Origin of the sequence: Phenylobacterium hankyongense, from assembly GCF_003254505.1 — a bacterium.
Taxonomy (GTDB): Bacteria; Pseudomonadota; Alphaproteobacteria; order Caulobacterales; family Caulobacteraceae; genus Phenylobacterium; species Phenylobacterium hankyongense.
The window spans coordinates 43,371-68,306 of record NZ_QFYP01000001.1 but is presented as its reverse complement, the minus strand read 5'-3'; the positions used below and the strand labels follow the sequence as shown (position 1 = coordinate 68,306).

The 24,936-nt window shown below is 70.9% G+C and carries 26 protein-coding genes; 15 read left to right on the top strand and 11 right to left on the bottom strand.

Annotated elements, in window-relative coordinates:
* Positions 1–282: 282 nt before the first annotated feature.
* Both DJ021_RS00325 and DJ021_RS00320 read left to right on the top strand, forming a co-directional pair.
* The gene (locus DJ021_RS00325) at positions 283–519 is read left to right on the top strand and encodes a hypothetical protein (protein WP_111455634.1); all 237 of its coding nucleotides are present in this window, start codon (positions 283–285) and stop codon (positions 517–519) included.
* A 23-nt stretch (positions 520–542) separates the two neighbouring features.
* Positions 543–1,313: an SDR family NAD(P)-dependent oxidoreductase gene (locus DJ021_RS00320; protein ID WP_111455633.1), complete on the top strand. Its 771-nt coding sequence runs from the start codon at positions 543–545 to the stop codon at positions 1,311–1,313.
* On the opposite strand, the gene DJ021_RS00315 is transcribed toward DJ021_RS00320, so the two are convergent.
* Positions 1,310–2,170 (bottom strand): pirin family protein, encoded by an 861-nt coding sequence (locus DJ021_RS00315; protein ID WP_111455632.1) that lies wholly within the window; start codon positions 2,168–2,170, stop codon positions 1,310–1,312. The two genes, DJ021_RS00320 and DJ021_RS00315, sit on opposite strands and share 4 nt — an antisense overlap.
* A gap of 98 nt (positions 2,171–2,268) precedes the next feature.
* Here DJ021_RS00315 and DJ021_RS00310 point away from each other — a divergent pair, with 98 nt between their 5' ends.
* On the top strand, positions 2,269–3,087 hold the full coding sequence (locus DJ021_RS00310; protein WP_111455631.1) for an acyl-CoA thioesterase: 819 nt from the start codon (positions 2,269–2,271) through the stop codon (positions 3,085–3,087).
* A 70-nt stretch (positions 3,088–3,157) separates the two neighbouring features.
* Positions 3,158–3,838 (top strand): 2OG-Fe(II) oxygenase, encoded by a 681-nt coding sequence (locus DJ021_RS00305; protein WP_111455630.1) that lies wholly within the window; start codon positions 3,158–3,160, stop codon positions 3,836–3,838.
* Here DJ021_RS00305 and DJ021_RS00300 read toward each other — a convergent pair.
* On the bottom strand, positions 3,835–5,091 hold the full coding sequence (locus tag DJ021_RS00300; protein WP_111455629.1) for a cytochrome P450: 1,257 nt from the start codon (positions 5,089–5,091) through the stop codon (positions 3,835–3,837). The genes DJ021_RS00305 and DJ021_RS00300 overlap by 4 nt on opposite strands.
* Positions 5,092–5,293: 202 nt before the next feature.
* Between DJ021_RS00300 and DJ021_RS00295 the strand changes: the two genes are divergently transcribed.
* From DJ021_RS00295 to DJ021_RS00280, 4 genes are all read left to right on the top strand, one after another.
* Positions 5,294–6,058: a histidine phosphatase family protein gene (locus DJ021_RS00295; RefSeq protein ID WP_111458911.1), complete on the top strand. Its 765-nt coding sequence runs from the start codon at positions 5,294–5,296 to the stop codon at positions 6,056–6,058.
* A complete protein-coding gene (locus DJ021_RS00290; protein ID WP_111455628.1) occupies positions 6,055–6,954 on the top strand; it encodes an NAD(P)H-hydrate dehydratase in 900 nt (299 codons plus the stop codon). The genes DJ021_RS00295 and DJ021_RS00290 overlap by 4 nt, the downstream gene beginning before the upstream one ends.
* A 43-nt stretch (positions 6,955–6,997) precedes the next feature.
* Entirely contained in the window at positions 6,998–7,804 is an 807-nt protein-coding gene (locus DJ021_RS00285; protein WP_111455627.1) for a TrmH family RNA methyltransferase, read from the top strand.
* Between the two features lie 63 nt (positions 7,805–7,867).
* Positions 7,868–10,291 (top strand): ATP-binding protein, encoded by a 2,424-nt coding sequence (locus tag DJ021_RS00280; protein WP_111455626.1) that lies wholly within the window; start codon positions 7,868–7,870, stop codon positions 10,289–10,291.
* 81 nt (positions 10,292–10,372) lie between these two features.
* On the opposite strand, the gene DJ021_RS00275 is transcribed toward DJ021_RS00280, so the two are convergent.
* Both DJ021_RS00275 and DJ021_RS00270 read right to left on the bottom strand, forming a co-directional pair.
* Entirely contained in the window at positions 10,373–11,185 is an 813-nt protein-coding gene (locus tag DJ021_RS00275; protein WP_111455625.1) for a DODA-type extradiol aromatic ring-opening family dioxygenase, read from the bottom strand.
* 12 nt (positions 11,186–11,197) lie between these two features.
* Positions 11,198–11,776 carry an NADPH-dependent FMN reductase gene (locus DJ021_RS00270; protein ID WP_111455624.1) on the bottom strand — a complete coding sequence of 193 codons (579 nt, stop codon included), beginning with the start codon at positions 11,774–11,776 and terminating at the stop codon, positions 11,198–11,200.
* Positions 11,777–11,881: 105 nt separating this feature from the next.
* Here DJ021_RS00270 and DJ021_RS00265 point away from each other — a divergent pair, with 105 nt between their 5' ends.
* Together DJ021_RS00265 and DJ021_RS00260 are read left to right on the top strand one after the other, a co-directional pair.
* Positions 11,882–12,808 carry a LysR family transcriptional regulator gene (locus tag DJ021_RS00265; RefSeq protein WP_111455623.1) on the top strand — a complete coding sequence of 309 codons (927 nt, stop codon included), beginning with the start codon at positions 11,882–11,884 and terminating at the stop codon, positions 12,806–12,808.
* 29 nt (positions 12,809–12,837) lie between these two features.
* Positions 12,838–13,902: an AI-2E family transporter gene (locus tag DJ021_RS00260; protein ID WP_165837059.1), complete on the top strand. Its 1,065-nt coding sequence runs from the start codon at positions 12,838–12,840 to the stop codon at positions 13,900–13,902.
* A gap of 10 nt (positions 13,903–13,912) precedes the next feature.
* Here the strand turns inward: DJ021_RS00260 and DJ021_RS00255 are convergent, their stop codons facing one another.
* Positions 13,913–14,707 carry an enoyl-CoA hydratase gene (locus tag DJ021_RS00255; protein WP_111455621.1) on the bottom strand — a complete coding sequence of 265 codons (795 nt, stop codon included), beginning with the start codon at positions 14,705–14,707 and terminating at the stop codon, positions 13,913–13,915.
* Between the two features lie 211 nt (positions 14,708–14,918).
* Positions 14,919–15,485, bottom strand: coding sequence for a hemerythrin domain-containing protein (locus DJ021_RS00250; protein WP_111455620.1), 567 nt, complete (start codon positions 15,483–15,485; stop codon positions 14,919–14,921).
* A gap of 110 nt (positions 15,486–15,595) precedes the next feature.
* On the opposite strand from DJ021_RS00250, the gene DJ021_RS00245 reads away from it, so the two are divergent.
* Positions 15,596–16,630, top strand: a complete 1,035-nt coding sequence (locus tag DJ021_RS00245; RefSeq protein ID WP_111455619.1) for an NAD(P)/FAD-dependent oxidoreductase — start codon at positions 15,596–15,598, stop codon at positions 16,628–16,630.
* Positions 16,627–17,796, top strand: coding sequence for an acyl-CoA dehydrogenase family protein (locus tag DJ021_RS00240; RefSeq protein ID WP_111455618.1), 1,170 nt, complete (start codon positions 16,627–16,629; stop codon positions 17,794–17,796). The genes DJ021_RS00245 and DJ021_RS00240 overlap by 4 nt, the downstream gene beginning before the upstream one ends.
* On the opposite strand, the gene DJ021_RS00235 is transcribed toward DJ021_RS00240, so the two are convergent.
* Positions 17,793–18,479 (bottom strand): energy transducer TonB, encoded by a 687-nt coding sequence (locus DJ021_RS00235; protein ID WP_243625865.1) that lies wholly within the window; start codon positions 18,477–18,479, stop codon positions 17,793–17,795. The two genes, DJ021_RS00240 and DJ021_RS00235, sit on opposite strands and share 4 nt — an antisense overlap.
* A 146-nt stretch (positions 18,480–18,625) precedes the next feature.
* Between DJ021_RS00235 and DJ021_RS00230 the strand changes: the two genes are divergently transcribed.
* Positions 18,626–19,453, top strand: coding sequence for a transglycosylase SLT domain-containing protein (locus DJ021_RS00230; RefSeq protein ID WP_111458910.1), 828 nt, complete (start codon positions 18,626–18,628; stop codon positions 19,451–19,453).
* Here the strand turns inward: DJ021_RS00230 and DJ021_RS00225 are convergent.
* Entirely contained in the window at positions 19,450–20,187 is a 738-nt protein-coding gene (locus DJ021_RS00225) for a proteasome-type protease (RefSeq protein WP_111455616.1), read from the bottom strand. The two genes, DJ021_RS00230 and DJ021_RS00225, sit on opposite strands and share 4 nt — an antisense overlap.
* A 15-nt stretch (positions 20,188–20,202) precedes the next feature.
* Complete coding sequence (locus tag DJ021_RS00220) at positions 20,203–21,399, bottom strand: CaiB/BaiF CoA transferase family protein (protein WP_111455615.1); 1,197 nt, start codon at positions 21,397–21,399, stop codon at positions 20,203–20,205.
* Positions 21,400–21,580: 181 nt separating this feature from the next.
* On the opposite strand from DJ021_RS00220, the gene spbR reads away from it, so the two are divergent.
* Positions 21,581–22,729 (top strand): SpbR family protein, encoded by a 1,149-nt coding sequence (gene spbR / locus DJ021_RS00215; RefSeq protein WP_111455614.1) that lies wholly within the window; start codon positions 21,581–21,583, stop codon positions 22,727–22,729.
* Between the two features lie 53 nt (positions 22,730–22,782).
* On the top strand, positions 22,783–23,568 hold the full coding sequence (locus tag DJ021_RS00210) for an NUDIX hydrolase (RefSeq protein ID WP_111455613.1): 786 nt from the start codon (positions 22,783–22,785) through the stop codon (positions 23,566–23,568).
* A gap of 4 nt (positions 23,569–23,572) precedes the next feature.
* Here the strand turns inward: DJ021_RS00210 and DJ021_RS00205 are convergent, their stop codons facing one another.
* Together DJ021_RS00205 and DJ021_RS00200 are read right to left on the bottom strand one after the other, a co-directional pair.
* The gene (locus DJ021_RS00205) at positions 23,573–24,037 is read right to left on the bottom strand and encodes an Hpt domain-containing protein (RefSeq protein ID WP_111455612.1); all 465 of its coding nucleotides are present in this window, start codon (positions 24,035–24,037) and stop codon (positions 23,573–23,575) included.
* A gap of 100 nt (positions 24,038–24,137) precedes the next feature.
* Positions 24,138–24,920 (bottom strand): NAD kinase, encoded by a 783-nt coding sequence (locus DJ021_RS00200; RefSeq protein WP_111455611.1) that lies wholly within the window; start codon positions 24,918–24,920, stop codon positions 24,138–24,140.
* Positions 24,921–24,936 lie beyond the last annotated feature (16 nt).

Below are 24,936 nucleotides of genomic sequence, written 5' to 3'. Positions count from 1 at the left end.
CGCTTGCCGACGAATATCCAACCCGCGCCGCGGCCTCCGATGCGGAGGGCGAGAAGCGGATCGAATCCAGTTCGCCTGCTCTCCGTGGAGACGTCAAGGGTGAGTATGTCGGGCCGAGTCGCCACCTCGGCCTCGGTTCTGTCGAACAGTCGACAGACAGGCTCAAGCATTGGCCTCCCTCTGCGGCGGGGTCATCCTCCTGGATATTTTCAAAGACCTTCGCTGTCGGAACGGGGCCGGAGATGTCTCGGCCAGCTTCTTCAAAGCTACCTGGGGTAGTGAATGATCTGGCGGGACGACACCTGTTTCGCGACGGGCGCGGGCTGGGGCTGGATGGCGTTTCGATCCGGCCGGCGAGTACGGGCGAGGGGCCACGGGCCCGCGCCTGTGGCCTGCGGTGGCTCGGCGGGCCTGATCCCGTCGACCACCTTCGCGGTGGTGATCTTTTCCGTGGTGGTGCAGGGTTTGACTTTCGGCAGGGTCGCCGCCTGGCGTTCCGGCCCTGACAAGGCGGCCTGACCGACCGTTCTGGGGAGCAACGCATGGACCTTCAACTCAAGGGCAGGACCGCGATCGTCACCGGCGGCTCGCGCGGCATCGGCCGCAGCATTGCAGAGCTGTTCGCCGACGAAGGGGCCAACGTCGCCATCTGCGCGCGCAACCCCGAACAGGTCGCCGAAGCCGTCAAGGCGCTCGAGGCCAAGGGTGTGAAGGCCTGGGGCCAGGCGGTGGACATCGCCGACGGCCCAGCCCTGAAGGGCTTCATCCAGGCGGCCGGCGAGACCCTGGGCGGCATCGACGCGCTGGTCTCCAACGCCAGCGCCCTGGTCCAGGGCGCTGGCGACGCCGAATGGCAGGCGATGTTCGAGGTCGACGTGATGGGCGCCGTCCGCAGCTTCGACGCCGCCCGGCCCTTCCTCGAGAAGGCCGCCGCGGATCACGGCGATGCGGCCTTCATCATCACCTCGTCGGTGTCGGCGGCGGAAGCCAGCGGCCCGTCGGCCTACGGCGCCATGAAGGCCGCGCAGATCCACTACGCCAAGGGCCTGGCGCGGGCCAACGCCGCCAAGCGGATCCGCTGCAACGTCGTCTCGCCGGGCACGGTGCTCTTCGAGGGGGGCGTCTGGGGCAATGTGCAGGCCAACATGCCCGGCCTGTTCGAGCAGATGATCAAGCGCAATCCGACCGGACGCATGGCGACCCCGGAGGAGATCGCCGCGGCGACGGTGTTCCTGGCCAGCCCCCGCTCGGCGTTCACCACCGGCATCAACATGCTGGTGGACGGCGCGATCTCGCAGCGGGTGAACTTCTAGGCGCTGACCGCGTCGAACAGGCCCGCCTGGTAGTCGCGGATCGCCTGCACGATCTCCTCGCGGGTGTTCATCACGAAGGGACCGTGGGCCACCACCGGCTCGTTGATCGGCTCGCCGTGGCCGAACACCACGAAGGCGTCTTCGTCGGCGACGATCTCGACCATGTCGCCGTCCAGATCGAGCTGCACCAGGTTCCAGGGCGCCGCGGCGATGCCGTTCACGCCGACCTGGCCGCGGACCACGTAGAGGAAGACGTTGCGACCGGCGAGCGAGCCGAAGCCGACCCGGCCGGCCGCCTTCAGGTCGATGGTGGTCATGAAAATCCCGGTGAGCGAACTGATCGGACCCGTCTGCCCGCCCCAGGCGCCGGAGATCAGGTTGACGGTGGCGCGGCCCTGGTCGGCGGTGAGGGCGGGGATCTGGTCGGCCTGGACGCCCACATAGTGCGGCGTGCTCATCTTCAGCCGACCGGGCAGATTGACCCACAGCTGCAGGATCTCCATGGGGCCGCCCTGGCGCTTGAAGTCCTCCGGCGAGACCTCCTCGTGCACCAGGCCCGAGCCGGCGGTCATCCACTGCACGCCGCCCGCGCGGATGACGCTTTCGTGGCCGGCGGAATCGCGGTGGGCCAGCTCGCCGTCGAGGATGAAGGTCACCGTCTCGAAGCCGCGATGCGGGTGCGGCCCGAACGGCAGGCCGTTGTTGTCGGGGCCGTAGGTCTGCGGTCCGTGGTGGTTCAGGAACAGGAAGGGATCGACCTGCTCCACGCCCGGGCCGGGCACCGGCCGGCGGGTGATGAGGTCGCCAATGTCGTCGCGGTAGGCGGCATGCTGGGCGATGACGGTCTTGGCGGGCATCGGCGGCTCCTGGGGCGTTCCGGACCCATATAGGCGTCCTGCCGCGGGCGCGCAGCTTTGAGACTTGCGACCCGCTACGGCCGCGCTCAAGAAGCGGCATGGACAACCTCTTCTTCGACCTGCGCGCCACGCACAACCCGCATCGGTGGTTCATGCCGCTCTCGCCGGCGGTCTGCGTCGGACCGCCGGACAACCTGTTCATGTTCGGCGGCGTCGGCCTGGCCTCGGCGATCGGAGCCATGGAGCGGACCTGCGGCCGGCCGGTGGTCTGGGCGACCGCGCAGTACCTCTCCTACGCCCGGCCGCCCAGCATCGTGGACCTGGACGTCTGGACCCCGGCGGTGGGCAAGCACATCACCCAGGCCCGCGTCGTCGGCCACGTGGACGACAAGGAGATCTTCACCGTCAACGCCGCCCTCGGCAGCCGCCCGAGCGAGATCTCGGAACAATGGCTGCCGATGCCCGAGGCGCCGCGGCCGGAGGACTGCGACCCGGCCGACCACTGGCGCGGCGACGGCGAGGCCCTGCACAGCCGGATCGAGGTGCGGGTGGCGAAGGGCCGCTACGGCAAGGCGCGGGAGGGCAATCCGGAGGAGGACGGCCGCTCCCTGCTCTGGATCCGGCCGCGGGAACGGTTCGCCATCGACGCCTCCATGCTGGCGATCATGGCCGACTTCGTGCCCTCGGGGATCGGCAACGCCCTCGGCCGCAACGCCGGCGGCAACAGTCTGGACAACACCATCCGCGTGCGGCGGATCGTGCCGACCGAATGGGTGCTCTGCGACATCCGCATCCACGGGGTGCACGGCGGCTTCGGCCACGGCGCCATGTATCTGTTCGCCCAGGACGGGGAGCTGATGGCCACCGCCAGCCAGTCGCTGATCGTGCGGGTGCGGGAGCGGCCGGAAGACCGCTGAACCGCATCATGGGTTAAGGCGTCGAGGCCGGAAGCCGTGTCATCTGTCCGCGGGGGTGCGAAGGGATCGCATGTCGCTGGCCAGCCCGCAGATCGCTGTGGCCGCAGAGGTCGCCCAGTCCATCAGGTCCAGCCTGGCGCGCGCGGCCTATCGGGACCGGCCGTTCCCCAACTGGCGGCTCGACCGCCTGCTGCCGGAGGCCGTGGCGCGGCAGCTGGCGGCGCTGCCCTTCACCGCGCCTGACCTGGGCGGGATCTCCGGCCGGCGGGAGCTGCACAATCCGACGCGGCGGTATTTCGCCGGCCAGGTCCTCGACGAGGTTCCGCAGGCGCGGGCGGTGGCCGAGGCCTTTCAGAGCGCGGCGGTGCTGCGCGCGGTCATGATGCTCACCGGCGCGCTACTGGTGGGGAGCTTCCTGCGGATCGAGTACGCGCTCGACGTCGACGGCTTCTGGCTGGAGCCGCATACCGACCTCGGCGTGAAGACCTTCACCCTGCTGTTCCAGTTTGGTGGGGCGGGCCAGGAAGGACTCGGGACGGACCTCTACCTGGGGCCGGGGGCCTGGACCGAGCGCATCCCGTTCGGCTGGAACACCGCCATCGCCTTCGTGCCCTCGGATCGCACCTGGCACGGTTTCGAGCCGCGGACGATCGAGGGCGTGCGCCGCTCGATGATCGTCAACTTCGTCACCGACGCCTGGCGTGCCCGCGAGGAGCTGGCCTTCCCCGACCGGCCGGCGGCGCTGGACTAGTTGCGGGTGGGGATCACCACCGGCAGGGTCTCGTAGCCCTTCACGAAGGTCGAGTAGACGCGCTTGGGCTCGCCCACCACCTCGATGGTCGGGAAGCGCTTGAGGATCTCTTCCCAGATGATCTTCAGCTGCAGTTCGGCCAGCCGGTTGCCGACGCAGCGGTGGATGCCGAAGCCGAAGGAGATGTGGGTCCGCGGCCGCTCGCGGTCGATGATGTAGGCGTTCGGGTTCTCGATCACCTCGTCGTCGCGGTTGCCCGAGACGTACCACATGATCACCTTGTCGCCCTTGCGGATGGTCTTGCCCTGGAACTCGAAGTCCTGCAGCGCGCGGCGGCGCATGTGGGCGAGCGGCGTCTGCCAGCGGATGGTCTCGGAGACCATCGAGGGGATCAGGCCCGGGTTCTCGCGTAGCTTCTTGTACTGGTCCGGGTTCTGGTTCAGCGCCAGCACCGAGCCGGAGATGGTGTTGCGGGTGGTGTCGTTGCCGCCCACGGTCAGCAGGACGATGTTCCCGAAGTACTCGCGCGGCTCCATGTTCCGGGTCGCCTCGCCGTGCGCCAGCATGGAGACCAGGTCGCCGGTCGGATCGGTGTTCACCCGCTCGTTCCAGAGCTTGGTGAAGTAGGCGTGGTATTCGACGAAGATCGCCATCTTCTGCTCGATGGTGTCGACGAGGCCCTGGCCGGGCGCGGCGGTGACCACGTCTGACCAGTAGATCAGCTGGCGGCGGTCCTCCTGCGGCATGCCGAACAGCGTCGCCAGCGTCATGCCGGTGAGCTCCTTGGACACCTTGTCGACCCAGTCGAACTCCTCGCCGATCGGCAGGCTGTCGAGGATCTTGGCGGCCCGCTCGCGGATCAGCGGCTCCATGACCTGCAGGTTCATCGGCGAGACCGCGGGGCTCACCGTCTTGCGCTGGGCGTCGTGCTTGGGCGGGTCCATGGCGATGAACATCGGCAACGGGCCTTCGCCCTGCGTCTGCTCGGCGATGGTGATGCCGCCCTCGGACGAGAACACCTGGTGATTGGTGTCGATCGCCATGATGTCGTTGTACTTGGTGATCGACCAGTAGGGGCCGAACTCGTGCTCGCGGGTGTAGTGGACCGGAGCTTCCTTCCGCAGGCGTTCGAAGATCGGCCACATGGTATCGGCCTGGAAGAGCTCCGGCTGGGCCGGGTTCAGGTCCTCCAGCGGTGTCGAATAGGCCTGCTCGCGGGCGTTCTTGAGCTGCGCGATGTTTCCGTCAGCCATGGTCTTCCTCCGGTCGTTACACCATGGGTAGCCCGAAGATGACGCCTGCGTCAATTTTGTAGAGCCGCTTCACGCGGTTTCGTGATCGCCGCACCGGGGCAGGCCGGCGGCGAAAAGCGCCTTGGGCGGTCGGTTCGCCGGAGCCCATCGCCCGGGCTGGCGTTTGCTCAACCTTGAGGACGACCTGAGCGAAGGAGATCACGTGGCGTCGAGGTGGCCGGAGCGGCTGTGGATCGTTCGGCACGGCGAGAGCGCCGGCAATGTGGCCCGCGATCGGGCCGACGCGGCCGGGCTGGGGCGGATCGACATCGCCGAGCGCGACGTGGACGTGCCGCTGTCGAAGCTGGGCGAGGCGCAGGCCTGCGCGTTGGGCCAGTGGTTCGCCGCCCAGCCCGAAGACGAGCGGCCCGAGGTGGTGCTGACATCGCCCTACCTGCGGGCCCTGCGCACCGCCGACGTCGCCCGCGGGTGCGGCGGCTTTTCGCCCGATGCGCACCGGCCGACACCGGACGAGCGCCTGCGGGAGAAGGAGTTCGGCGTGCTCGACCGGCTGACCCGCCATGGCATCGGCGAGCTCTATCCCGACCAGGCCGAGTTCCGGCGGCTGCTGGGCAAGTTCTATCATCGGCCGCCGGGCGGCGAGAGCTGGTGCGACGTGATCCTGCGGCTGCGCAGCGCCCTGGACACCCTGTCGCTGCACTATGCGGAGCGGCGGGTGATGATCGTCAGCCACCAGGTGGTGGTGCTCTGCATGCGCTACCTGCTGGAGCAGATGACCGAGGCGGAGATCCTGGACATCGATCGGGCCGGGGAAGTGGCCAACTGCTCGATCACCGAATACCGCCTGGACCGGGCCTGCGGGCCGAACGGGGAGCTGAAGCTGTTCCGCTACAACTTCACCGCCCCGCTGGAGCAGGCCGGCGCGCCGGTGACCAGCGAGCCGGACGCCGCTGTCGCCGCCCGATGACCGGCGCGACCGAGATCACCCCCGAGCTGCTGCGCGGCTGGCCGCCGCCGCCGGTGTCCGACGACGGCGACAAGGAGGTCCGCGGGCGGGTGCTGGTGCTGGCCGGCGGCGCGCAGGTGGCCGGCGCGACCCTGCTCACCGCCGTGGCGGCGCTGCGGGCAGGGGCCGGCAAGCTGCAGATTGGCGCGCCCCGCAGTCTCGCCCCGGCCCTGGCCCTGGCCGTGCCCGAGGCGCGGGTGTTCCCGGCCGCCGAGACCGGGACCGGCGAGCTGTCGCCGGACGCCGCCGCGGACCTCGCCGAGGCCCTGCAGCGGTGCGACGCGGCGGTGATCGGTCCGGGCATGCTCGACGAGGGCTCGGCCGGTGAGCTGGCGCTGCGGCTGCTGGAGGGCGACGGGCCCGCGGTGGTGGTGGACGCCGCCGCCATGCGCGGGCTGGCCGACGATCCGGCCCGCGCCCGGCTGCGCGGCGGACGGATGGTGCTGACGCCCCACGCCGGGGAGATGGCGGCGCTCACCGGCCGCACGAAGGCGCAGATCCAGGCGGACCCGCTGGCCGCCGCCCGCAGCGCCGCGGCGGACCTCAAGGCGGTGGTGGCCCTGAAGGGCGCGGTGACCTTCGTGGTGACGCCGGACGGCGCTGCGTGGCGGCACGAGGGTGGCGCGGTGGGCCTGGCCACCTCCGGCTCGGGCGACGTGCTGGCCGGGATCATCGCCGGCCTGCTCGCGCGCGGGGCCTCGCCGGCGCAGGCCGCAGCCTGGGGCGTGTTCGTCCACGGCCAGGCCGGGGTGCGCCTGAGCCGGCGGATCGGGCGGCTGGGTTTCCTGGCGCGTGAGCTGCTGGAGGAGATCGCCCCGGTGCTGGATGCGCTGGAGGGCGGCGCCGGCGGCGGCTAAGGAACGCGGCGCACGCTCGCGCCGTCAGCAGGACCGCCTTTGAATGATCGTCCACGTCGCCGACCCGGACGACCCGCGGATCGAAGGCTACCGCGCGGTTCGCGAGCGCGATCTTGCCGGCCGCGAAGGCCTGTTCGTGGCCGAGGGACGGGTGGTGCTGGAGAAGCTGGTGCGCGGCGGCCGCCATCCGCTGCGCTCCGTCCTGCTGGCCGAGGCGCGGGTTGGGGCGCTGGAGGACGTGCTCGCGGGACTGCCGGCGACCGTCCCGGTCTATGTTGCGAGCCAGGGCGTGATGGACGCCATCGCCGGCTTTCCCATCCACCGCGGCATCCTCGCCCTGGGCGAGCGGGCGCCGCGCGCCGCCCAGGCGCTGCTGGCCGGCCTGCCGCCGCAGGCCCTGGTGGTCGGGCTGTGCGCGATCGCCAACCACGACAACATGGGCGGGCTGTTCCGCAACGCCGCGGCCTTCGGCGCCGATGCGGTGCTGCTGGACGCCGACTGCTGCGACCCGCTCTATCGCAAGGCCATCCGGGTCTCGGTGGGCGCGGCGCTGACCACGCCGTTCGCCCAGCTGGACCGCGGGACCGACCTCGTGCAGGCGCTCGCCGGCGCCGGTTTCGAGGTGGTGGCGCTGTCGCCGCAGGGCGAGACGGAGTTGCGGGCCTGGCGGCCGGCGGCGCGGACCGCGGTGCTGTTCGGGGCCGAGGGACCGGGCCTGGCGCCGCAGGTGCTTGCGCGCACCCGCACGGTGGGAATCGCCATGGCCGGCGGCTTCGATTCCCTCAACGTCGCCACCACCAGCGGGATCGTGCTGCATCACCTCGCCGCAGCCCGCGCAGAGGCCGGCTAAGGCGACTTTAACCTAGGTCGCAGAACATTGTGCGGCAGGGCGATCCGCCCGCGGGGGAAGTCGATGGGGCGCGACAAGGCGCGGACGGTCGCGACGCGGCCGCCGGAGCTCGAACATTCCGGTCCGGTGTTCGATCGCGCGCGCCGCCTCGGCCGGACCCTGTTCGGGAACTGCGACGCCCAGATCATCCTGGTCGGTGACGGGCCCGCCTGGCGCAGCCACGATCCCGAGGGGCAGATGCCGCCGGAGGCGCCGGCCGCGAGCATCGCCGTCGCCGAGAACCGTCTGCTCTGGGTCGGCGACGCCAGCCAGGATCCCCGCTTCTGCGACCTCGCCGCCGTCAAGGGCCCGCCCTACGCGCGGTTCTACGCCGCCGCGCCGATCCGGCTGGAGGACGGCTCCGTCCCAGGCGTGCTCGCCGTGGCTGGGCTGCAGCCGCGGCCGCATGACGTCCAGCTGGCCGGACGGCTGCAGGACCTGGCCGATTTCGTCGCCGACGAATGGTCGCGGGTGAACGCCAACCGGGCCCGCGAGGCCTCCACCCGCGAACGCGACGTCGCGCGCCGCACCCTGGCGGCCATCGTCGCCGCCGCCCCGGTCTCGCTGGTGCTCACCGATCGCGAGATGAGGGTGCTGGGCGGCAGCCCGCCGTGGCTGAAGAGCCGCGGCCTGGAGGGCCAGAAGATCCTCGGCCGCTCGCTGTTCGACCTTGCGCCGGACGTCTACGAGCGCTGGCGCGAGCCCCTGGAGCGGTGCCTTGGCGGCGAGAGCGTCAGCGCCGACCGCGTGGCGGCGCCGCGTCCCGACGGCCGGATGGGCTGGCTCCGGGCCGAGGTCGCGCCCTGGCGCGATGCGGCGGGCGAAATCGGCGGCCTGATCCTGCTGTCGCACGACATCACCGACATGGTGGAGGCGCTGGAGCGCACGGAGCGCTCCGAGGAGCGGCTGAAGCTGGCCCTGCAGATCGCCGACATCCACGTCTGGGAGCTGGATTTCGTACGGCGCGAGCTGGTCAAGGTCGGGGCCGAGGACACCTTCTTCAGCGAACCGAAGACCTACCAGGAGCTGGCGCGCGACCTCTGGAGCACCGTCGATCCCCGCGACCGGCCGGGTGTGATCGCGTCCTGGGAACGGCACGTCGCCGAAGGCGGCCCGCATCATCCTGAGTATCGCGTCGCGCGCAGCGACGGGCGGGAAGTCTGGACCGCCGGGACCGCCCGCGTCATCCGCGGCCCGGACGGCGAGCCGCTCCGCATGGTCGGGGCGCTGCAGAACATCACCCATCGCAAGGCGCAGGAGCAGGCGCTGATCCAGGCCAAGGAGGGGGCGGAGAGCGCCAACCACGCCAAGAGCGCCTTCCTGGCGACCATGAGCCACGAGATCCGCACCCCGCTGAACGGCGTGCTCGGCATGGCCCAGGCGATGGCCGCCGACGCGCTGTGCCCGGTGCAGCGCGAGCGGCTGGAGGTGATCCGCCAGTCGGGGGAAGGGCTGCTGGCCATCCTCAACGACCTGCTCGACCTGTCGAAGATCGAGGCTGGAAAGCTGGTGCTGGAAGACGGCGAGTTCGACGTCGGCGACCTGGCCAAGGGCGCGCACGCCACCTTCTCGGCGGTGGCCGACAACAAGGGCCTGGCCTTCGAGCTGGAGGTGCGGCCGGCGGCGCGGGGCACCTATCGCGGCGACGCCCTGCGGGTGCGCCAGATCCTGCACAACCTGCTCTCCAACGCGCTGAAGTTCACCGAGGCGGGGAACGTGAAGGTGAGCGTCGACCGGTCACGCAAGGGGCTGACGCTGACGGTGGCGGACACCGGCATCGGCATGACCGCCGATCAGCAGAAGCAGCTGTTCCGCAAGTTCGAACAGGCGGACGCCTCGACCACCCGCCGCTACGGCGGCACGGGACTGGGCCTGGCCATCTGCCGCGACCTTACCGACCTGATGGACGGCCACATCGCGGTGGCGAGCCGTCCCGGCGAAGGCGCGACCTTCACCATCACCCTGCCGCTGGAGAAGCTGGGCCGGACGGCCAAGGGGCGCCTTGAGGGCCGCGCGGCGGCGGAGCTCGGTGATCGGATCGGCGCGCTGCGGGTCCTGGCTGCGGAAGACAACAGCATGAACCAGCTGGTGCTCAGGACGCTCCTGGCGCAGCTGGGGGTCGAGCCGGTGATGGTGTTCGACGGCCGGGCGGCGGTCGACGCCTGGGAGCGGGAGCCCTGGGACCTGATCCTGATGGACGTGCAGATGCCGGTGATGGACGGCCCCGGCGCGACGGCGATCATCCGCCGGCTGGAGGCCGAACAGGGCAGGGCGCGGACGCCGATCGTCGCGCTCACCGCCAACGCCATGGATCACCAGGTCCAGGCCTACATCGCCGCCGGCATGGACGGCTTCGTCGCCAAGCCGATCGAGGCGGGCCGGCTGTTCGCCGCGTTGAAGACCGCCCTGGCGTCGCCGGGCGGCTCGAAGGCCTCGGCGGTCGCTTAAGCCCGGACGCGGAGGCCTTCCCGACGGCGGGTGTGTGAGACGCCGCCAGGAAGACCTCCGGCCGCTCGCAGGAGAGCGGGATCAGGCGTTCGCCGTCACCGGCGCGCCGAACTCGTAGCCCGAGATCACCACGTCCATGGCCACGTCGCGGAAGGCGTGCCGGCCCGGTTCGCCCTCGGCGGCGCCGGCCGCCACGAACAGCGGCGCGAGGTGCTCCTCCCGCGGGTGGGCTTCACGGGCGTAAGGGCCCTGCGACCAGTGGCGGACGGCCTCCTCGCGCCGGGTCGGGTCGGCCAGGGCCTCGGACAGCCAGCTGTCGAAGGCCTCCGACTTCGCCGTGAACGCCGGCGAGAAGCCGCGCATGTTGTGCCAGCTCATCCCGGAGCCGACGATCAGCACGCCTTCGTCGCGCAGCGGGGCCAGCGCCCGGCCGGCGGCCAGATGCTCGGCCGGGTCGAGGCCGGCCTTCAGCGACAGCTGCACGACCGGGATGTCGGCGTCCGGCGTCACCAGCTTCAGGGGCACGAACACCCCGTGGTCGTAGCCGCGGTCGGGGTCCTCCGCAGCCGGCAGGCCGGCGGCCGCCAGCAGGTCGCGCACCCGATGCGCCAGCTCGGGCGAGCCCGGCGCGTCGAAGGTCAGGCGGTAGGTCTCGGGCGGGAACCCGAAGTAGTCGAAGATCAAGGGCGGCGCGGGGGAGGCGCCGACGGTGAACGCCGGCTCCTCCCAGTGGCCGGAGACGATGAGGATGGCCTTGGGACGCTCGGGCAGGGTGGCGACCAGGCCCTTCAGCCAGGCCGCCGTCTTGTCCCAGGTGTCGGCGGGGCCGCGGGTCCACGGCATGAAGAAGCAGGGACCCGCCCCGTGCGGGATGAAGTAGGTCGGAAGGGTCATGGACAGGACCTCCTAGGCCGCCTTGCGCTCCACCGTGTCGCCCGCGATGCGTTCGACCCACTCGGCGAACGCGTGAGCATAGCCGCGCAGGAATTCGGTGGTAGACTCGTTCACCAGCTCGCCGGTCTCGTCGAACAGCGCGAAGGCGTTGCCGACATAGGCTTCCTGGCTGAGCAGGGGCACGTTCAGGAAGGCCAGCGACTGGCGCAGGTGGTGGTTGGCGCCGAAGCCGCCGATGCCGCCGGGCGAGACGCTGATCACCGCCCCGGGCTTGGCGTTCCAGGCGCTGGCCCCATAGGGGCGCGAACCGACGTCGATGGCGTTCTTCAGGACGCCGGGGACCGAGCGGTTGTACTCGGGCGTGACGAACAGCACGGCGTCGGCGGCCGACACGCGATTGCGGAAGGCGGTCCACTGGGCCGGCGGATCGGACTCCAGGTCCTGGTCGAAGTGCGGCAGGTCGCCGATCTCGACGAAGTCGAACTTCAGGTTCTTCGGGGCCAGCGCGGCGAACGCCTTGGCGACCTTGCGGCTAACGGAGTCCTTGCGAAGACTGCCGACGACGACGGCGACGGTACGGGGTTGAGACATGGGGTATCCCTCCTACGGGTGATTGCCCGGCTAAGATGGTCCCGTCCGCGCAGTTGATAATCAGGCCATGCAGAACCAATATAGTTCTGAATAGGAAACAGTCCCATGGACCGCTTTGACGAGATGAGCGCCTTCGCCGCGGTCGCCGACGCCCGCAGCTTCACGCAAGGCGCCAAGCGCCTGGGGGTGTCCAGCGCCCAGGTCTCGAAGCTGGTGGCGCGGCTGGAGAACCGGCTGGGCGCGCGCCTGCTGAACCGCACGACGCGGGACGTCTCGCTGACCGACACCGGCCGCGCCTATCTGGAACGGGCCCGGCTGCTGCTCGAGGACTTCGAGGCTCTGGACACCTCGGTGCGCGACCAGACGGGACCGCGCGGCCTGCTGAAGATCTCGGCGCCCGTGTCGTTCGGCGCCACCCAGCTGACGCCGGCCCTGCTGGACTTCGCCGCCGCCTATCCGGACGTGTCGATGGACGTCTCCGCCACCGACCGGATGGTCAACCTGGTGGAGGAGGGCTTCGACGTGGCGGTGCGGATCGGCCAGCTCTCGGACTCTTCGCTGGTCGCGCGCAAGCTGGCCGCCGTGCGCATGGTGACCTGCGCCTCGCCGAGCTACCTGCAGCGGGCCGGGGTTCCGCAGGCCCTGGAGGACATCTCGCAGCACGAGGCGGTCATCGACACCAACCTTCCCGATCCGCTCGTCTGGCGGTTCGGGCGGCATGGCGACTACCGCGACGTTAGGGTGCATGGCCGGCTGCGGTTCAGCGGCGCGGACGCCTGCGTGGCGGCGGCGCGGTCAGGCTTCGGCATCACCCGCACGCCGGCGTTCGCCGCCTCCGCGGACCTGCGCGCCGGGCGGCTGGTGCCGCTGCTGTGCAATTTCGAGCCGGAGCTGATCCACGTCCACGCCGTCTATCCGCATGCTCGCCACCTCGCCGCCAAGGTGCGGGTGTTCGTCGACTTCCTGGCCAAGCGCTACGCCGGCGAGCCGGAATGGCATCAGGGCTGGGGCGAAACGCATTTGGCATTGTGAAGGCGCGAGACAAGGGCGAGGCTCGGGACATGCCGCCGCGACCCAGCGCCCCGCGCTCCGAAGACCTCGTCCCGTACGTCCATAAGCTGCTGATCGCCGTGGCGGTGGCGGCGTTGGCGCTGATCCTGCTGCGCTGGTTGCACGTCTTCCTGCTGGCGTTCGGCGCGTCGCTGGTCGCGGTGCTCCTGACAGCGCTGGCCGATCCGATCCGCAGGCGCACGCCGCTGGACGCGGGCTGGTCGCTGGGCGTCACGGTGGCGGCCCTGATCGTCCTGATCGCCGGGGTGGCCTGGTTCGTGGGCGCGCAGGTTTCTCTGCAACTGACCCAGTTGCAACACGCCTTGCCCGCGGCCTGGGCGGCCGCTCAGCGGCAGATCTCGACCTATGAAGTCGGCCAGTGGCTGCTCGACCGGCTGCATCAGGCCAGCGGCCTCAGCATGGCCGGTTTTGGGCCGATCGCCAGCCGTATCGGCCGGATCACCGGATCTGGCCTGGGCGCGATCGCGGAGTGCGTGGTGGTGGTGGTCGCGGGAGTCTATTTCGCCGCCCAGCCGCAGCTCTATGTCGGCAACCTCCTCAAGCTGGTTCCGTCCGCCGCGCGAGAGGCGGTCACCCACACGGTCGAGGATATCGGGGTGGCGCTGCGCCGATGGCTGGTGGGCACCGGCCTCGCCATGCTGACCATGGGCGTCCTGACCGCCATCGGCGCCGTCCTGCTGGGCCTGCCCGCGCCGCTGGCGCTGGGCCTGTTGAGCGGGATTGCGGAGTTCGTGCCGATCGTCGGGGCGGCGGTGTCGGCCCTGCCCGCGCTGCTGCTGGCGGTCACGCTCGGACCGCAGACGGTCGCCTGGACGCTGCTGTTCTACGTCTCCGTCCACCAGTTCGAAGGTCACGTCCTGATCCCGCTGATCCAGCGGCGCGTGGTTTCGGTGCCGCCGGCGCTCACCCTGTTCTCGGTTCTGGCGTTCGGATTGCTGTTCGGGGCGCTCGGCGTGGTGTTCGCCACGCCGCTGGCGGTGGTCCTGCTGGTGATCGTGCGGCGGCTCTACCTGCACGAACCGGACACCGCCGCAGTGGCCAGCGGCAAGACCTAGCCAGCGCCCCTCAGCGCCCGGACTTCTTGGCCGACTGCCGGCGAGCCAGGAAGGCGGCCATGGCGCGCGACGGCTCGTCGGTCGTCCAGGCGTCCTCGAAGGCTTCGATCCCGGCCTGGATCGCGCCGGAGACAGGGAGTTCCTCCCAGCGCTGCATCAGCGCCTTCTGCAGCTGGACGGCGCGCGGTTCGGCGTCCAGCAGCTTGTCGATCAGGTCCTCGACGGCGGCGTCCATCAGCGCCTGCGCGTGCACCTCCTCCACCAGGCCCCAGGCCAGGGCCTCGGCCGCTCCGAAGGTCTCGCCGGTGTAGAGGATGCGCCGCGCGCGGCCCCAGCCGATCAGCGACGGCAGGAGCGCGGCCTCCACCACCGACGGCAGGCCGAGCTTGACCTCGGGCATCCCGAACACCGCGGTGTCGGCGGCCAGGCGCAGGTCACAGGACGCGGCCACCTCCAGGCCGGCGCCGAGGCAGAAGCCGTTGATCCGGGCGATCACCGGGACCGGAACGGCGCGGATCGCGCGGCAGCAGCCGTGCACCAGGGCGATGAAGGCCCGCGCTTCGGCCGGTCCGGAAAGCGCGGCCATCTCCTGGATGTCGGCGCCGCCGATGAAGGCCTTTGATCCCGCGCCGGTCAGCACGACGGCGCGCAGGTGGAGGTCGGCGGCCAGGCCGTGGAACAGGTCGGTGAAGGCGCGCATGATCTCCGCCGAGAGGCTGTTGAGCTTCTCCGGCCGGTCGATGCAGACGAAGGCCACGCGGCCGCCATGGCGGTCCTCGTAACGCACCTTGACGGAGGGGATCATTTTTCACCTGCGGCCTGGCGGCGACATGACGAGCCTAGAGGCGAACGACGGCCAAGCCTAGGCGGCGCCGACGTCGCCGAACTGCTCGCGGCGCGACCGAAGCGGCGATATGGCGGTGACGGCCGCACGCCTCGCGGCGGACGAACGTCGCCGGTTCGTCCACCGCTGGCGGCAGGGCGGATCGAGGGCTTCGGCCATCCGCCCGGTCGGCCTACTGGACGGCGCGGCCTTGGCCACCATCTATCTGCGCCATCAGCTCATCCTTGCGGGCCTTCATCTGCTGGCCGATGGCTTTCAGGTCCATGTCGGTCTTCTGGACCTGCGGGAAGAATTCCTTTTCCTCCTCCTCGACGTGGTGCTCGATCTGCTCCTGCAACACGGTGACCTTGGCGTCGAAGAGGTCTTCGCCGGGCTGCATGGCCTCGATCTCGGCGATCAGGTCCTTGGCGGCGGCATGCTCGACCACCGCCTCGTCGACGATGTCGTCGTCCTTCAGGAATTCGCGGCTCGTGGGGTAGAAGATCTCCTCCTCGATCTGGGTATGGACGCGCAGCTCCATGCAGATCTGGGCGGCGATCTGCCCCTTGCGGTCGTCGTCCTTGGCCTGTTCGAACTGGCTGAACAGCTTTTCGACCGCGCGGTGGTCGGCCTTCAGCAGGGCGACGGCGTCTTGCGCGCGGGCGGCGGAGGCGGCGGTCTTCTTCGCAGGCGCCCTTTTGGCGGCGGATTTCGTCGAGGCGCTCTTCTTGCCGCCGCTCGAGGTAGTGGCTGTGGCCATGGTCGCTCTCCGTGTTCGGATAGGGCAGGATCGCCCCGACTGGCCATTGAACCCGCGTGGTCTGAGCCGGTTCCTCTTGATTTTCGCTGTCCGGACCGCTCGTTAGGCGCATGCAAAGCGCGGCGAAGGTGACGGTGGCGGGGGCGGGCGCGCTGGGGCTGAGCTGCGCCCTGGCGCTGGCCGATGCGGGCTGCGAGGTCACGGTCTGGGATCCGGCCGAACCCTTCGCCAACGCCTCCGGCGTGGCGGCCGGCATGCTGGCGCCGGTGTTCGAGGCGGTGCTCGATGCGGAGGCGGCGGCGCACTTCGACCTGTTGCTGGCCGCGCGCGACCTCTGGCCGGCCCTGGAGGCGCGGTCCGGCGTGAGGCTCGACCGGGCGGGCGCCCTGGCCGCCGGGCGGGGCGCGTGGATCGCCGAGGTGGCGGCCGGCGTGACGCGCCTCGGGCTGCATCCCACCGAACTCCCGCGCACGACCGCCGAGGACCTGGCGCCCGGCCTGTCGGGTGCGCTCGAGGCCATGCTGCTCAGCCGCGAGGACTGGCGGCTGGACCCTCGCGCGGGGCTCGCGGCGCTGAGATTGGCGGCGGCCGCCGCGGGCGTCGCGTTCCGCCGGGAGGCCGTCGCCGACCGCGGGGCGGCGGACATCCTGGTGATCGCCACCGGCGCGGCCCAAGGCCTCGCCGACCTGGCGCCGGAGTTGGCGGTGCTGACGCCGATCAAGGGCCACATCCTGCGGATCGCCGCGCCAAGGGGCGGCGGCGTGACGGTGCGCGGCGAGGGCGTCTACGCCGTGCCGGCCGAGGGCGGGCTGGCGATCGGCGCGACCATGGAGCCGGGCGTGGCGGACCCGGCGATCGACCCCGCCAAGGTCGAGCCGCTGGCCGCGGCCGGCGCGCGGCTGTTCCCGGCGGTCGCGGGCGCGCCGCACGAGCTGTTCGCCGGGGTGCGGGCGGCGACGCCGGACGGCCTGCCGCTGGTGGGCGCGAGCGCGACGCCCGGCGTGCTTCTGGCGACGGGCGCGCGGCGCAACGGCTGGCTGCTGGCGCCGCTGGTGGCGCAGACCATCGCCGCTTGCGTGACCGGGCGTGAGCTTGGCCCCTATGCCGGCAGGCTGGACCCTGCGCGGTTTCGGGGGGGCGCATGAACGGCTTCTGGTTCACCGACGAGCAGGAGGCGATCCGCGAGGGCGTGCTGCGGCTCTGTTCGCGCTTCGACGCCGACTACTGGCGGCGAACCGACGAGAGCGGCCGGTTCCCGGAGGACTTCGTCGCCGCGATGGCCGAAGCGGGCTGGCTGGGCGCGGCGATGCCGGTGGCGCTGGGCGGCTCGGGCCTGGGGCTGACCGAGGCGGCGATCGCCATGCAGGCGGTGACCGAGTCCGGGGCGGGGTTCACCGGCGCCAGCGCCCTGCACCTGAACATCTTCGGCCCCATGCCGCTGGCGAAGTTCGGGACCGAGGACCAGAAGAAGCGGCTGATCCCCCGGCTGATCTCGGGCGAAGACAAGCTCTGCATCGGCATCACCGAGCCGGACGCGGGCCTCGACACCACCAGCCTGACCACCCGCGCCGAGCGCACCAACGACGGCTATCTCATCCACGGGCGGAAGGTGTGGACCACCTCGGCCCAGCGGGCCAACAAGATCCTGATCATCGCCCGCACCACGCCGCGCGACCAGGTGAAGAAGTCCACCGAGGGCCTCAGCCTGTTCTACACCGACTTCGACCGCAGCCGGATCCAGGCCACTCCGATCCCGAAGATGGGCCGCAAGGCGGTGGAGTCGAACAGCGTCTTCATCGACAACCTGCCGGTCCCGGCCGACGACCTGGTGGGCGAGGAAGGGCGGGGCTTCTACTACCTGCTGGAGGGGCTGAACCCCGAGCGGGTGCTGTTCGGGGCGGAGGCCGTGGGCCTCGGCCGGGCGGCGCTGAAGCGGGCCGCGGCCTACGCCCGGGAACGCGTGGTGTTCGGCCGGCCGATCGGCCAGAACCAGGGCGTGGCCCATCCGCTCGCCAAGGCCTGGGCGGAGCTGGAAGCCGCCAACCTGATGGCCTTCAAGGCCGCGGCCCTGTTCGACGCCGGCCGGGAGTGCGGGGCGGAGGCCAACGCCGCGAAGTACCTCGGCGGCGAGGCCGGTTTCAACGCCTGCGAGACCGCGGTGCTGACCCACGGCGGCATGGGCTACGCCAAGGAATTCGACGTCGAGCGCTACTTCCGCGAGTCGATGATCGCCCGGCTCGCGCCGATCAGCCGCGAGATGGTCTTCAACTACATCGCCGAACGCGTGCTGAAGCTGCCGAAGAGCTACTAGCCCGCCAGGTTGAAGCGGATCGGGATGTTGACCACGCCGCCGTCGACCGGCCGACCGTCCAGGGTCTGCGGGCTCATGCGGAAGAACCGGGCGAGCTTCAGGGCGGCGTCGCCGAAGCCCTCGTTGGCCGGGGTCTCCGCGGCGACGCGGCAGTCCCGCACCTGGCCCGCCGCGGTGACCGAGCAGGCGAGGGTGGCGGCGCCCACGAGGCCGCGGCGCTGGGCGCGCTCGGGGTAGTAGCGGGCCATGTCCTCGGCGCTGGGTTTGCGCAGCCAGGTGGGCTGGATGACGCTGTGCGCGCTCGGCGCGGCCTCCGGAGGAGGTGGCGGCGGGTCCAGGGTCCGGACCGGCTCGATGGCCGGGGGCGTGAGCCTGTCGATCGGCGCCACCGGGACCGGCTCGGGAATCGGCAGGTTGCGCTGGATCGGCGGATGAAGCGGCGTCACCGGCTTGGCGACCGGCGGCGCCTCCGGCGGCTTCGCCGGCCAGTCGATGATCGGGACCTGGATGATGCGCTCCGCCGGTGGCGGAAGCTGCGGCGGCGAGTTGAACTTCATGTAGACGACATAGGAGCCGGCCGCGAGATGCAGGGCGACCGAGACGCCCACCGCCATGCGGAAATGGGGCGGAAGGCGGTGGCGATGCGGGGCGGGTGCGACGGGCAGGGACTGACGGAGGATCACGGCGCGCTCCTGTGGTTCACATGCGTAATAAATTACATGGGTGAACTCCGCTGGCAAGTCCTCCTGTAAGGACCCTCACGACCACCCGAGGCGACCTTCGCGGCATGGTTAGCGGCCCGTTAACCATGCTGGCCCAGGAGTCAGGCATGGCGATCGAGGGAATCCGTGGGGTGGTGGAGGCGGCGATCCAGCGCGCCAGCCAGGCCACGGGCGTGGATTTCTCGTTCCTGATGAAGACCGCCGGGCGCGAAAGCGGCATGAACCCCGGCGCCAAGGCCGGCACGTCGTCCGCCGCCGGCCTCTTCCAGTTCGTGGAGCAGACCTGGCTCTCGACCCTGAAACAGCACGGCTCGAAGTACGGCTACGCTCGCTACGCCGAGCTGATCAGCAAGGGCGGCGACGGCCGCTATCACGTCACCGGCGATGAGGCGCGCAAGGCGGTCATGGACCTGCGGCTCGACCCGCACGCCGCCTCGCTGATGGCCGGCGAACTGGCCTCCGACCACGCCGCCTACCTGAAGGGCCGGGTGGGACGCCCCCCGACGGCCGGCGAGCTCTACGCGGCGCACTTCCTGGGGCCGCAGGGCTCGGCGAAGCTGATCGAGGCGGTGCAGGCCAGCCCGGCGGCCACGGCGGCGCACCTGTTCCCGGACGCGGCGCGGGCCAACAAGTCGATCTTCTACCGGGACGGCCGGGCGGCTTCGGTGGCCGAGGTCTATGCGAACCTCACCAAGACCGCCGGGGCCGGCGCGCCGGTGGAGTCCGCGGACGTCCCGGCCAATGACGACGGCGCCTTCATCCAGTACGCCTCGGCCCGCCGCGCCGACCGCATGCGCGAGCAGGACGCCCTGGTGTCGATGATCCTGCGCGGCTCGCAGCCCGCCGACCAGGCCGGCGTCGGCTCCCGGCTGGCGGGCTCGCTGTTCACGACCGAGATGCTGCGCCTGCTCTCCGATTCGCGAAGCGAGAGCTAAGCGCCCCAGGCCGGCGGCGGCGGGGGAAGGCTCGAAACCAGCGCCGTGAGCCCTTGGCTATAGGTGCGCCGCAGAGTGTTCCAGTACGGATCGCCGTCCTCCACCGTGACCAGGTTGGCGGTGGAGAAGCTGTCGCCCCGATAGATCAGCAGGTCGATCGGCAGACCGACGGACAGGTTGCTGCGCATCGTCGCGTCGAAGGACAGCAGGACGAGCCTGGCGGTCTCGTTCAGGGGCGTGCTGGCGGTGAGCACCCGGTCGAGGATGGGCTTGCCGTATTTGGTCTCGCCGATCTGCAGGAAGGGCGAGCGCACCGTGGCCTCGATGGAATTGCCGGCCGAGTAGATCTGGAACAGCCGCGGCGCCTCGCCGAGGATCTGGCCGCTGACCAGGAAGCTGGCGTTGGGGTCACCGTAGGGCTCGACGAACTTCTCGTCGGCGGCCACGACCTCGCGCAGTCGGGCGCCGACGATGCCGGCCACCTCGAACATGGTCTTGGCGAGCCGCAGGTCGCGCGCGCCGTCGCCCGATCCGAAGGCCTCGTGAAGGCTGGTCACCACCGCCTGGCTGGTGGCGAGGTTGCCGGCGGACTGGATGGCGATCACCCGGTCGGTCGCGGGCGGCATCAGGTTCAGCTTCCGCACGCTGGCGATCTGGTCGACGCCGGCGTTGGACCGGGAATCGGAGGCCAGCACCAAGCCCTCCGCCAGCAGAACGCCAAGGCAATAGGTCATGGGTCCGTCTGGCGGCTAGGCCGCCGCTCCTGTCGCCAACATGGCCTCGATCTCGCCCGGGCCGTAGCCCAGTTCAGCGAGCACCTCGCGCGTGTGTTCCCCCAGCAGCGGCGCGCGCGGGCGCACGGTGGCGTCCGCGCCGGGGAAGCGGGCCGGCGCGGCCGGCGAGGCGTAGGTACCGCCCTGGCCGTCCTCGACCTGCACCAGGGCGCCGGCGGCGGCCACCTGCGGGTCGGCGGCGACGTCGGCGGGCGTCTGCACCGGCGACCAGACCAGGTCCGCGGCGTCGAGGCGGCCGGCGATCTCCTCGAAGCTCATCGCGCCGAAGGCGGCGTCGAACTCGGCGACCAGCAGCGGGCTGTTCTCGCGGCGATCGCGGCCGGTCTTGAAGCGCGGATCGTCGAGCAGGTCCGGGCGTCCGGCCACCTCGGCGAAGGTCGGCCAGTCTCCGGTCCCGCCGCGCGGGTTGTGCACGAACCAGCGGCCCTCGGCGCTCTTGTAGAAGGTGGCCAGCGGGTTGAGCGGGTGGGCCCGGTCGCGGTTGGAGGCGAGCTTGCCGAACTTCAGCTGCACGGCGAGGTCGGATCCCACGGTGTAGACGCCGGTGGCCAGCAGCGAGGTCTGCACCAGCCGTCCCACGCCGGTGCGCTCGCGCTCGTAGAGACCCGCCAGGATCGCCGAGACGGTCGCGAGCGCGGTGATGTGGTCGCCGAAGCCCGAGCGCAGCATGAAGGGATCGGTCCCCTTCGGCGCCGTCATGTTCGCCACCCCGGCGCGGGCCCAGAAGGCGGTGACGTCGAAGCCCGGCTTGTGGGCGTCGGGTCCTTCCAGGCCATAGCCGGTGACCACGCAGTAGATCAGCCGGGGATTGGCGGCGCGCAGGCTGGCGTCGTCGAGGCCGGCGCGCTTCAGGGACGCGGGCCGGACATTGGTGATGAAGACGTCGGCGTCGGCGGCCAGCTTCGCCAAGGCGTCGCGGCCTTCCGGCTTGGAGATGTCGAGCACGATCCCGCGCTTGCCGCGGTTGTCGAGGTCGAAGGTGGGGTTTCCGGCCAGCTCGCCCTTCACGTCGGCGAACACGTGCCGCATGGAATCGCCGCCCGGTCGCTCGACCTTGATCACCTCCGCGCCCCAGTCGCCGAGGATGCCCGCCGCGCCCGGCGCGGCGATGTAGGCGGCGAATTCGACGACCTTCAGGCCCTGCAGCAGCACGCGCCCCTCCCGGGTTTTCCCCAGGCTAGCCCAGGCGAGCCCGGACGGGGAGCATTACCGGCCGACGGGAGCGCCCGAGGGTTAATCAACAGATTCGGCCGGCAACCTCTCGTTAAGCATAACCATGGCAGTCTCGACTCGTGGGACTCCGGTCCTGCAGGGGCGGGGGAATTCTCAGGACATGGCGACGACGCGCGCGGCGTTGACGGAAGAGGACATCCGTACGCTCGTGAAAGGGGCCACCCCCGACGAGCGGGCGGCCGCGGCCCAGAAACTCTGCCGTTCCATCGAGCGCCTGCCGCTGAGCGACCAGGAGCGCGAGCTGGCCGCCGAGATCCTCGGGATCATGGCCCGCGACGCCGCCGAGCTGGTGCGGCGCGCGCTTGCCGTCACCCTGAAGGAATCGCCGCTTGTCCCGCGCGAGGTGGCGTTGCGGCTGGCCCGCGACGTCGAGAGCATCTCGCTGCCGATGCTCAGCTTCTCGCCGGCTTTCACCGACGACGACCTCGCCGACATCGTGCGGCTGGGCGGACCGGTGCGCCAGCTGGCCATCGCCAAGCGGCCGAAGCTGTCGCGCAAGGTCACCGAGGCCCTGGCCGAGGCCGGCGGCGAGCGAGCGCTAATTACCGCCTGCGCCAACGACAACGCCGACTTCGCCGAGAAGGCGCTCCAGCGCGTGATCGACCGGTTCGACACCTCGGAGAAGGTGCTGGCCGCGGTGGCCTATCGCGCCGTGCTGCCGCTGTCGGTCAGCGAGCGGCTGATCACCCTGGTCGGCGAGCAGGTCCGCGACCACCTGATCAGCCATCACGCGGTGTCGCCGGAGATCGCGCTGCAGATCGCCGTCGGCTCCGCCGAGCGGGCGACGGTGGACCTGGTCGATCAGGCGGGCCGCACCGCCGACGTTAAGGGCTTCGTCAGCTACCTGAACCAGGGCAAGCGGCTGACCCCCTCGCTGCTGCTGCGGGCGCTGGCGCAGGGCCACATGACCTTCTTCGAGTGGGGGGTGGCGGAACTGGCCGGCGTGCCGCACCACCGCACCTGGCTGATGATCCACGACGCCGGTCCGCTGGGCCTGCGGGCGATCTACGAGCGGGCGGGTCTGCCGGCGCGGGTGTTCCCGGCCTTCCGGGCGGCGGTGGACACCTTCCACTCCATGGAATTCGACGGCGGCGCCCGCGACCGCGAACGCTTCCAGGAGAAGCTGCTGCAGCGGTTCCTGACCCAGCCGCACTCGGCGACCCGCGACGACGTGGACTACCTGCTGGACAAGATGGACCGCGTCTCCCGCGAGGCCCGCGACAGCCTCCAGGCCGCCGAAAGCGCCTGACGCGCGCCAACGCGCGGGTTGAACGAACCGCGCCGACCTGACTTGCTGGCGGCATGAGCGACGTCCCAGCCTCCGCCGACATCAAGCCGGCCGCCACCATCCTGCTGCTGCGCGATGACCCCGCCTTCGAGGTGCTGATGGTCAAGCGCCATCATCAGATCGACTTCGCGTCCGGCGCCCTGGTGTTCCCGGGCGGCAAGACCCACGCCGGCGACCACGACCCCGCCTGGGCCGAGCACGTGCTGGGCTGGGAGACGTTCGACGGCGACCAGCGGGCCCTGCGCATCGCCGCCATCCGCGAGGTGTTCGAAGAGGCGGGCATCCTGCTGGCCCGGCGGCGCAACGGCGCGCCGATCGGCGGCGAGGCCTGTCCGATGGAGGTCCGGGCCGCCGTCGACCGCGGCGAGACCCACTTCCTGGACGTGGTGCGCGACCTCGACGCGCAGCTGGAGCTGGACGCGCTGACGGTGTTCGCCCGCTGGATCACGCCGCCGCTGACGCCGAAGCGCTTCGACACCTGGTTCTATGCGGTGGTGGCGCCCGACGACCAGTTGGCGGCCTGCGACGGCCGTGAGACCGTGGATGCGGAGTGGGTCGAGCCGCGGGAGGCGCTGCGGCTGGCCGCGGCCGGCGAGCGCAAGGTGATCTTCCCGACCCGCATGAACCTGCAACTGCTGGCGGAGGCCTCAGGCGCTGACGACGCCGTGGCGCGGGCCGCCGCCCGGACGCTGGTCACCGTCCAGCCGCAAGTCCAGGCGCGCGAGCGCGGGCGCGTGCTGGTGCTGCCGCCCGACGCCGGCTACGGCGTGGTCGAGGAGCCGCTGGAAAACGTGATGTGAGGCCTCAGGCGCCGGTTTCGGCGACCCGGGCTTCCAGTTCCTGGACCAGCACCTTGCCGATCGGATGGTCGACGTCCTTGATGTCGTCGCGGACGGCGGCCTTGATGGCGTCGATGTGGGCGTCGACCAGCGGCATCGGCGCGCTGGTGCGCTTTTCCTTCTCGTCGATCAGCCGGCACAGGGAGCCGGCGATGCGGGTGATCAGCGGGAAGCCATAGGTGGTGCCCAGGCCCTTGAGGTCATGGCTGCGAAGGTACAGGGACTCCATGGTCTCCTGCGTCATGCCGTCGGCGCGGACCTGCTGGCGCGCGGCCTCGAGCTTGGTGATCTCGTCCTGCAGCCATTGGGCGAAGTTGCCGGACAGGCTCTTCAGCGCCGCCTCGGCCTTGGCGATGGCTGCGGGATCGATGGCGCCCATACGGCCCGAGCCGCCAACCTTCAGGCGAAGGGTGTTCGGCACCTGGATCATCTGACCGGAATTCTGCTGGCTCACGAAGGGGCCTCCTGCCTCTTAAGGCGAAGGTAAAGGCCAGCCGTTAACAAGGCGTGAGAGTTGCAACTCCCGGTATCTATGCGGAAAATTGCTCTGCCAGAACGCGTTCTTCGAGACTGCGGCCGGCGTCGAACAGCATCCGCAGGGCGATGTCGCGGTCCTCGGCGACATGCACCTCCAGCACGTCGCGAACCTCGAAATTGTCGGCCACGGCGCTGACCGGCCGCTTGTCGGCTTCGAGGATCTCGAAGGTCACCCGGGCCGTGTGCGCCAGCAGCGCACCGCGCCAGCGGCGGGGGCGGAAGGCGCTGATCGGGGTCAGCGCCAGGACCCGGGCGTCCAGGGGAATGATCGGTCCGTGGGCCGAGAGGTTGTAGGCGGTCGACCCGGCGGGCGTCGCCACCAGGGCGCCGTCGCAGGAGAGCTCGCTCAGCCGCACCTTGCTGTCGATCGAGATGCGCAGCTTGGCGGTCTGCCGCGTCTGGCGCAGCAGCGAGACCTCGTTGATGGCGCGCGCCTTGTGCATGAAGCCGTGGACGTCGACGGCGGTCATCTGCAGCGGATGGATGACGGCGCGTTCGGCGGCGGCGATCCGCTCCAGCAGGTCGTCCTCGCTGTACTCGTTCATCAGGAAGCCGACCGAGCCGCGGTTCATGCCGTAGATCGGCGCGCCGGTCTCGATCTGCCGGTGCAGGGTCTCGAGCATGAAGCCGTCGCCGCCGAGCGCGACGATGACCTGCGCCTGCCCCTCCGGCGCGTCGCCATAGCGGGCGGCCAGGCGCTCGCGCGCCTCCAGCGCCTCGGGGCGGTCGCTGGCGACGAAGGCGATGCGCGTCGCGATGGGCTCAAGCTGGGACATGGGCGCGTCAAAAGCG

Bases quoted from the DNA above. Each gene is read 5' to 3' on its own strand.
- DJ021_RS00275 (WP_111455625.1), bottom strand. From the start codon at position 11,185: ATGACCCTTCCGACCTACTTCATCCCGCACGGGGCGGGTCCCTGCTTC.
- DJ021_RS00285 (WP_111455627.1), top strand. From the start codon at position 6,998: ATGATCGTCCACGTCGCCGACCCGGACGACCCGCGGATCGAAGGCTAC.
- DJ021_RS00315 (WP_111455632.1), bottom strand. From the start codon at position 2,170: ATGCCCGCCAAGACCGTCATCGCCCAGCATGCCGCCTACCGCGACGAC.
- DJ021_RS00230 (WP_111458910.1), top strand. From the start codon at position 18,626: ATGGCGATCGAGGGAATCCGTGGGGTGGTGGAGGCGGCGATCCAGCGC.
- DJ021_RS00270 (WP_111455624.1), bottom strand. From the start codon at position 11,776: ATGTCTCAACCCCGTACCGTCGCCGTCGTCGTCGGCAGTCTTCGCAAG.
- DJ021_RS00290 (WP_111455628.1), top strand. From the start codon at position 6,055: ATGACCGGCGCGACCGAGATCACCCCCGAGCTGCTGCGCGGCTGGCCG.
- DJ021_RS00210 (WP_111455613.1), top strand. From the start codon at position 22,783: ATGAGCGACGTCCCAGCCTCCGCCGACATCAAGCCGGCCGCCACCATC.
- spbR (WP_111455614.1), top strand. From the start codon at position 21,581: ATGGCGACGACGCGCGCGGCGTTGACGGAAGAGGACATCCGTACGCTC.
- DJ021_RS00250 (WP_111455620.1), bottom strand. From the start codon at position 15,485: ATGGCCACAGCCACTACCTCGAGCGGCGGCAAGAAGAGCGCCTCGACG.
- DJ021_RS00320 (WP_111455633.1), top strand. From the start codon at position 543: ATGGACCTTCAACTCAAGGGCAGGACCGCGATCGTCACCGGCGGCTCG.
- DJ021_RS00255 (WP_111455621.1), bottom strand. From the start codon at position 14,707: ATGATCCCCTCCGTCAAGGTGCGTTACGAGGACCGCCATGGCGGCCGC.
- DJ021_RS00205 (WP_111455612.1), bottom strand. From the start codon at position 24,037: ATGATCCAGGTGCCGAACACCCTTCGCCTGAAGGTTGGCGGCTCGGGC.
- DJ021_RS00260 (WP_165837059.1), top strand. From the start codon at position 12,838: ATGCCGCCGCGACCCAGCGCCCCGCGCTCCGAAGACCTCGTCCCGTAC.
- DJ021_RS00300 (WP_111455629.1), bottom strand. From the start codon at position 5,091: ATGGCTGACGGAAACATCGCGCAGCTCAAGAACGCCCGCGAGCAGGCC.
- DJ021_RS00240 (WP_111455618.1), top strand. From the start codon at position 16,627: ATGAACGGCTTCTGGTTCACCGACGAGCAGGAGGCGATCCGCGAGGGC.
- DJ021_RS00310 (WP_111455631.1), top strand. From the start codon at position 2,269: ATGGACAACCTCTTCTTCGACCTGCGCGCCACGCACAACCCGCATCGG.
- DJ021_RS00265 (WP_111455623.1), top strand. From the start codon at position 11,882: ATGGACCGCTTTGACGAGATGAGCGCCTTCGCCGCGGTCGCCGACGCC.
- DJ021_RS00200 (WP_111455611.1), bottom strand. From the start codon at position 24,920: ATGTCCCAGCTTGAGCCCATCGCGACGCGCATCGCCTTCGTCGCCAGC.
- DJ021_RS00225 (WP_111455616.1), bottom strand. From the start codon at position 20,187: ATGACCTATTGCCTTGGCGTTCTGCTGGCGGAGGGCTTGGTGCTGGCC.
- DJ021_RS00280 (WP_111455626.1), top strand. From the start codon at position 7,868: ATGGGGCGCGACAAGGCGCGGACGGTCGCGACGCGGCCGCCGGAGCTC.
- DJ021_RS00245 (WP_111455619.1), top strand. From the start codon at position 15,596: ATGCAAAGCGCGGCGAAGGTGACGGTGGCGGGGGCGGGCGCGCTGGGG.
- DJ021_RS00325 (WP_111455634.1), top strand. From the start codon at position 283: ATGATCTGGCGGGACGACACCTGTTTCGCGACGGGCGCGGGCTGGGGC.
- DJ021_RS00305 (WP_111455630.1), top strand. From the start codon at position 3,158: ATGTCGCTGGCCAGCCCGCAGATCGCTGTGGCCGCAGAGGTCGCCCAG.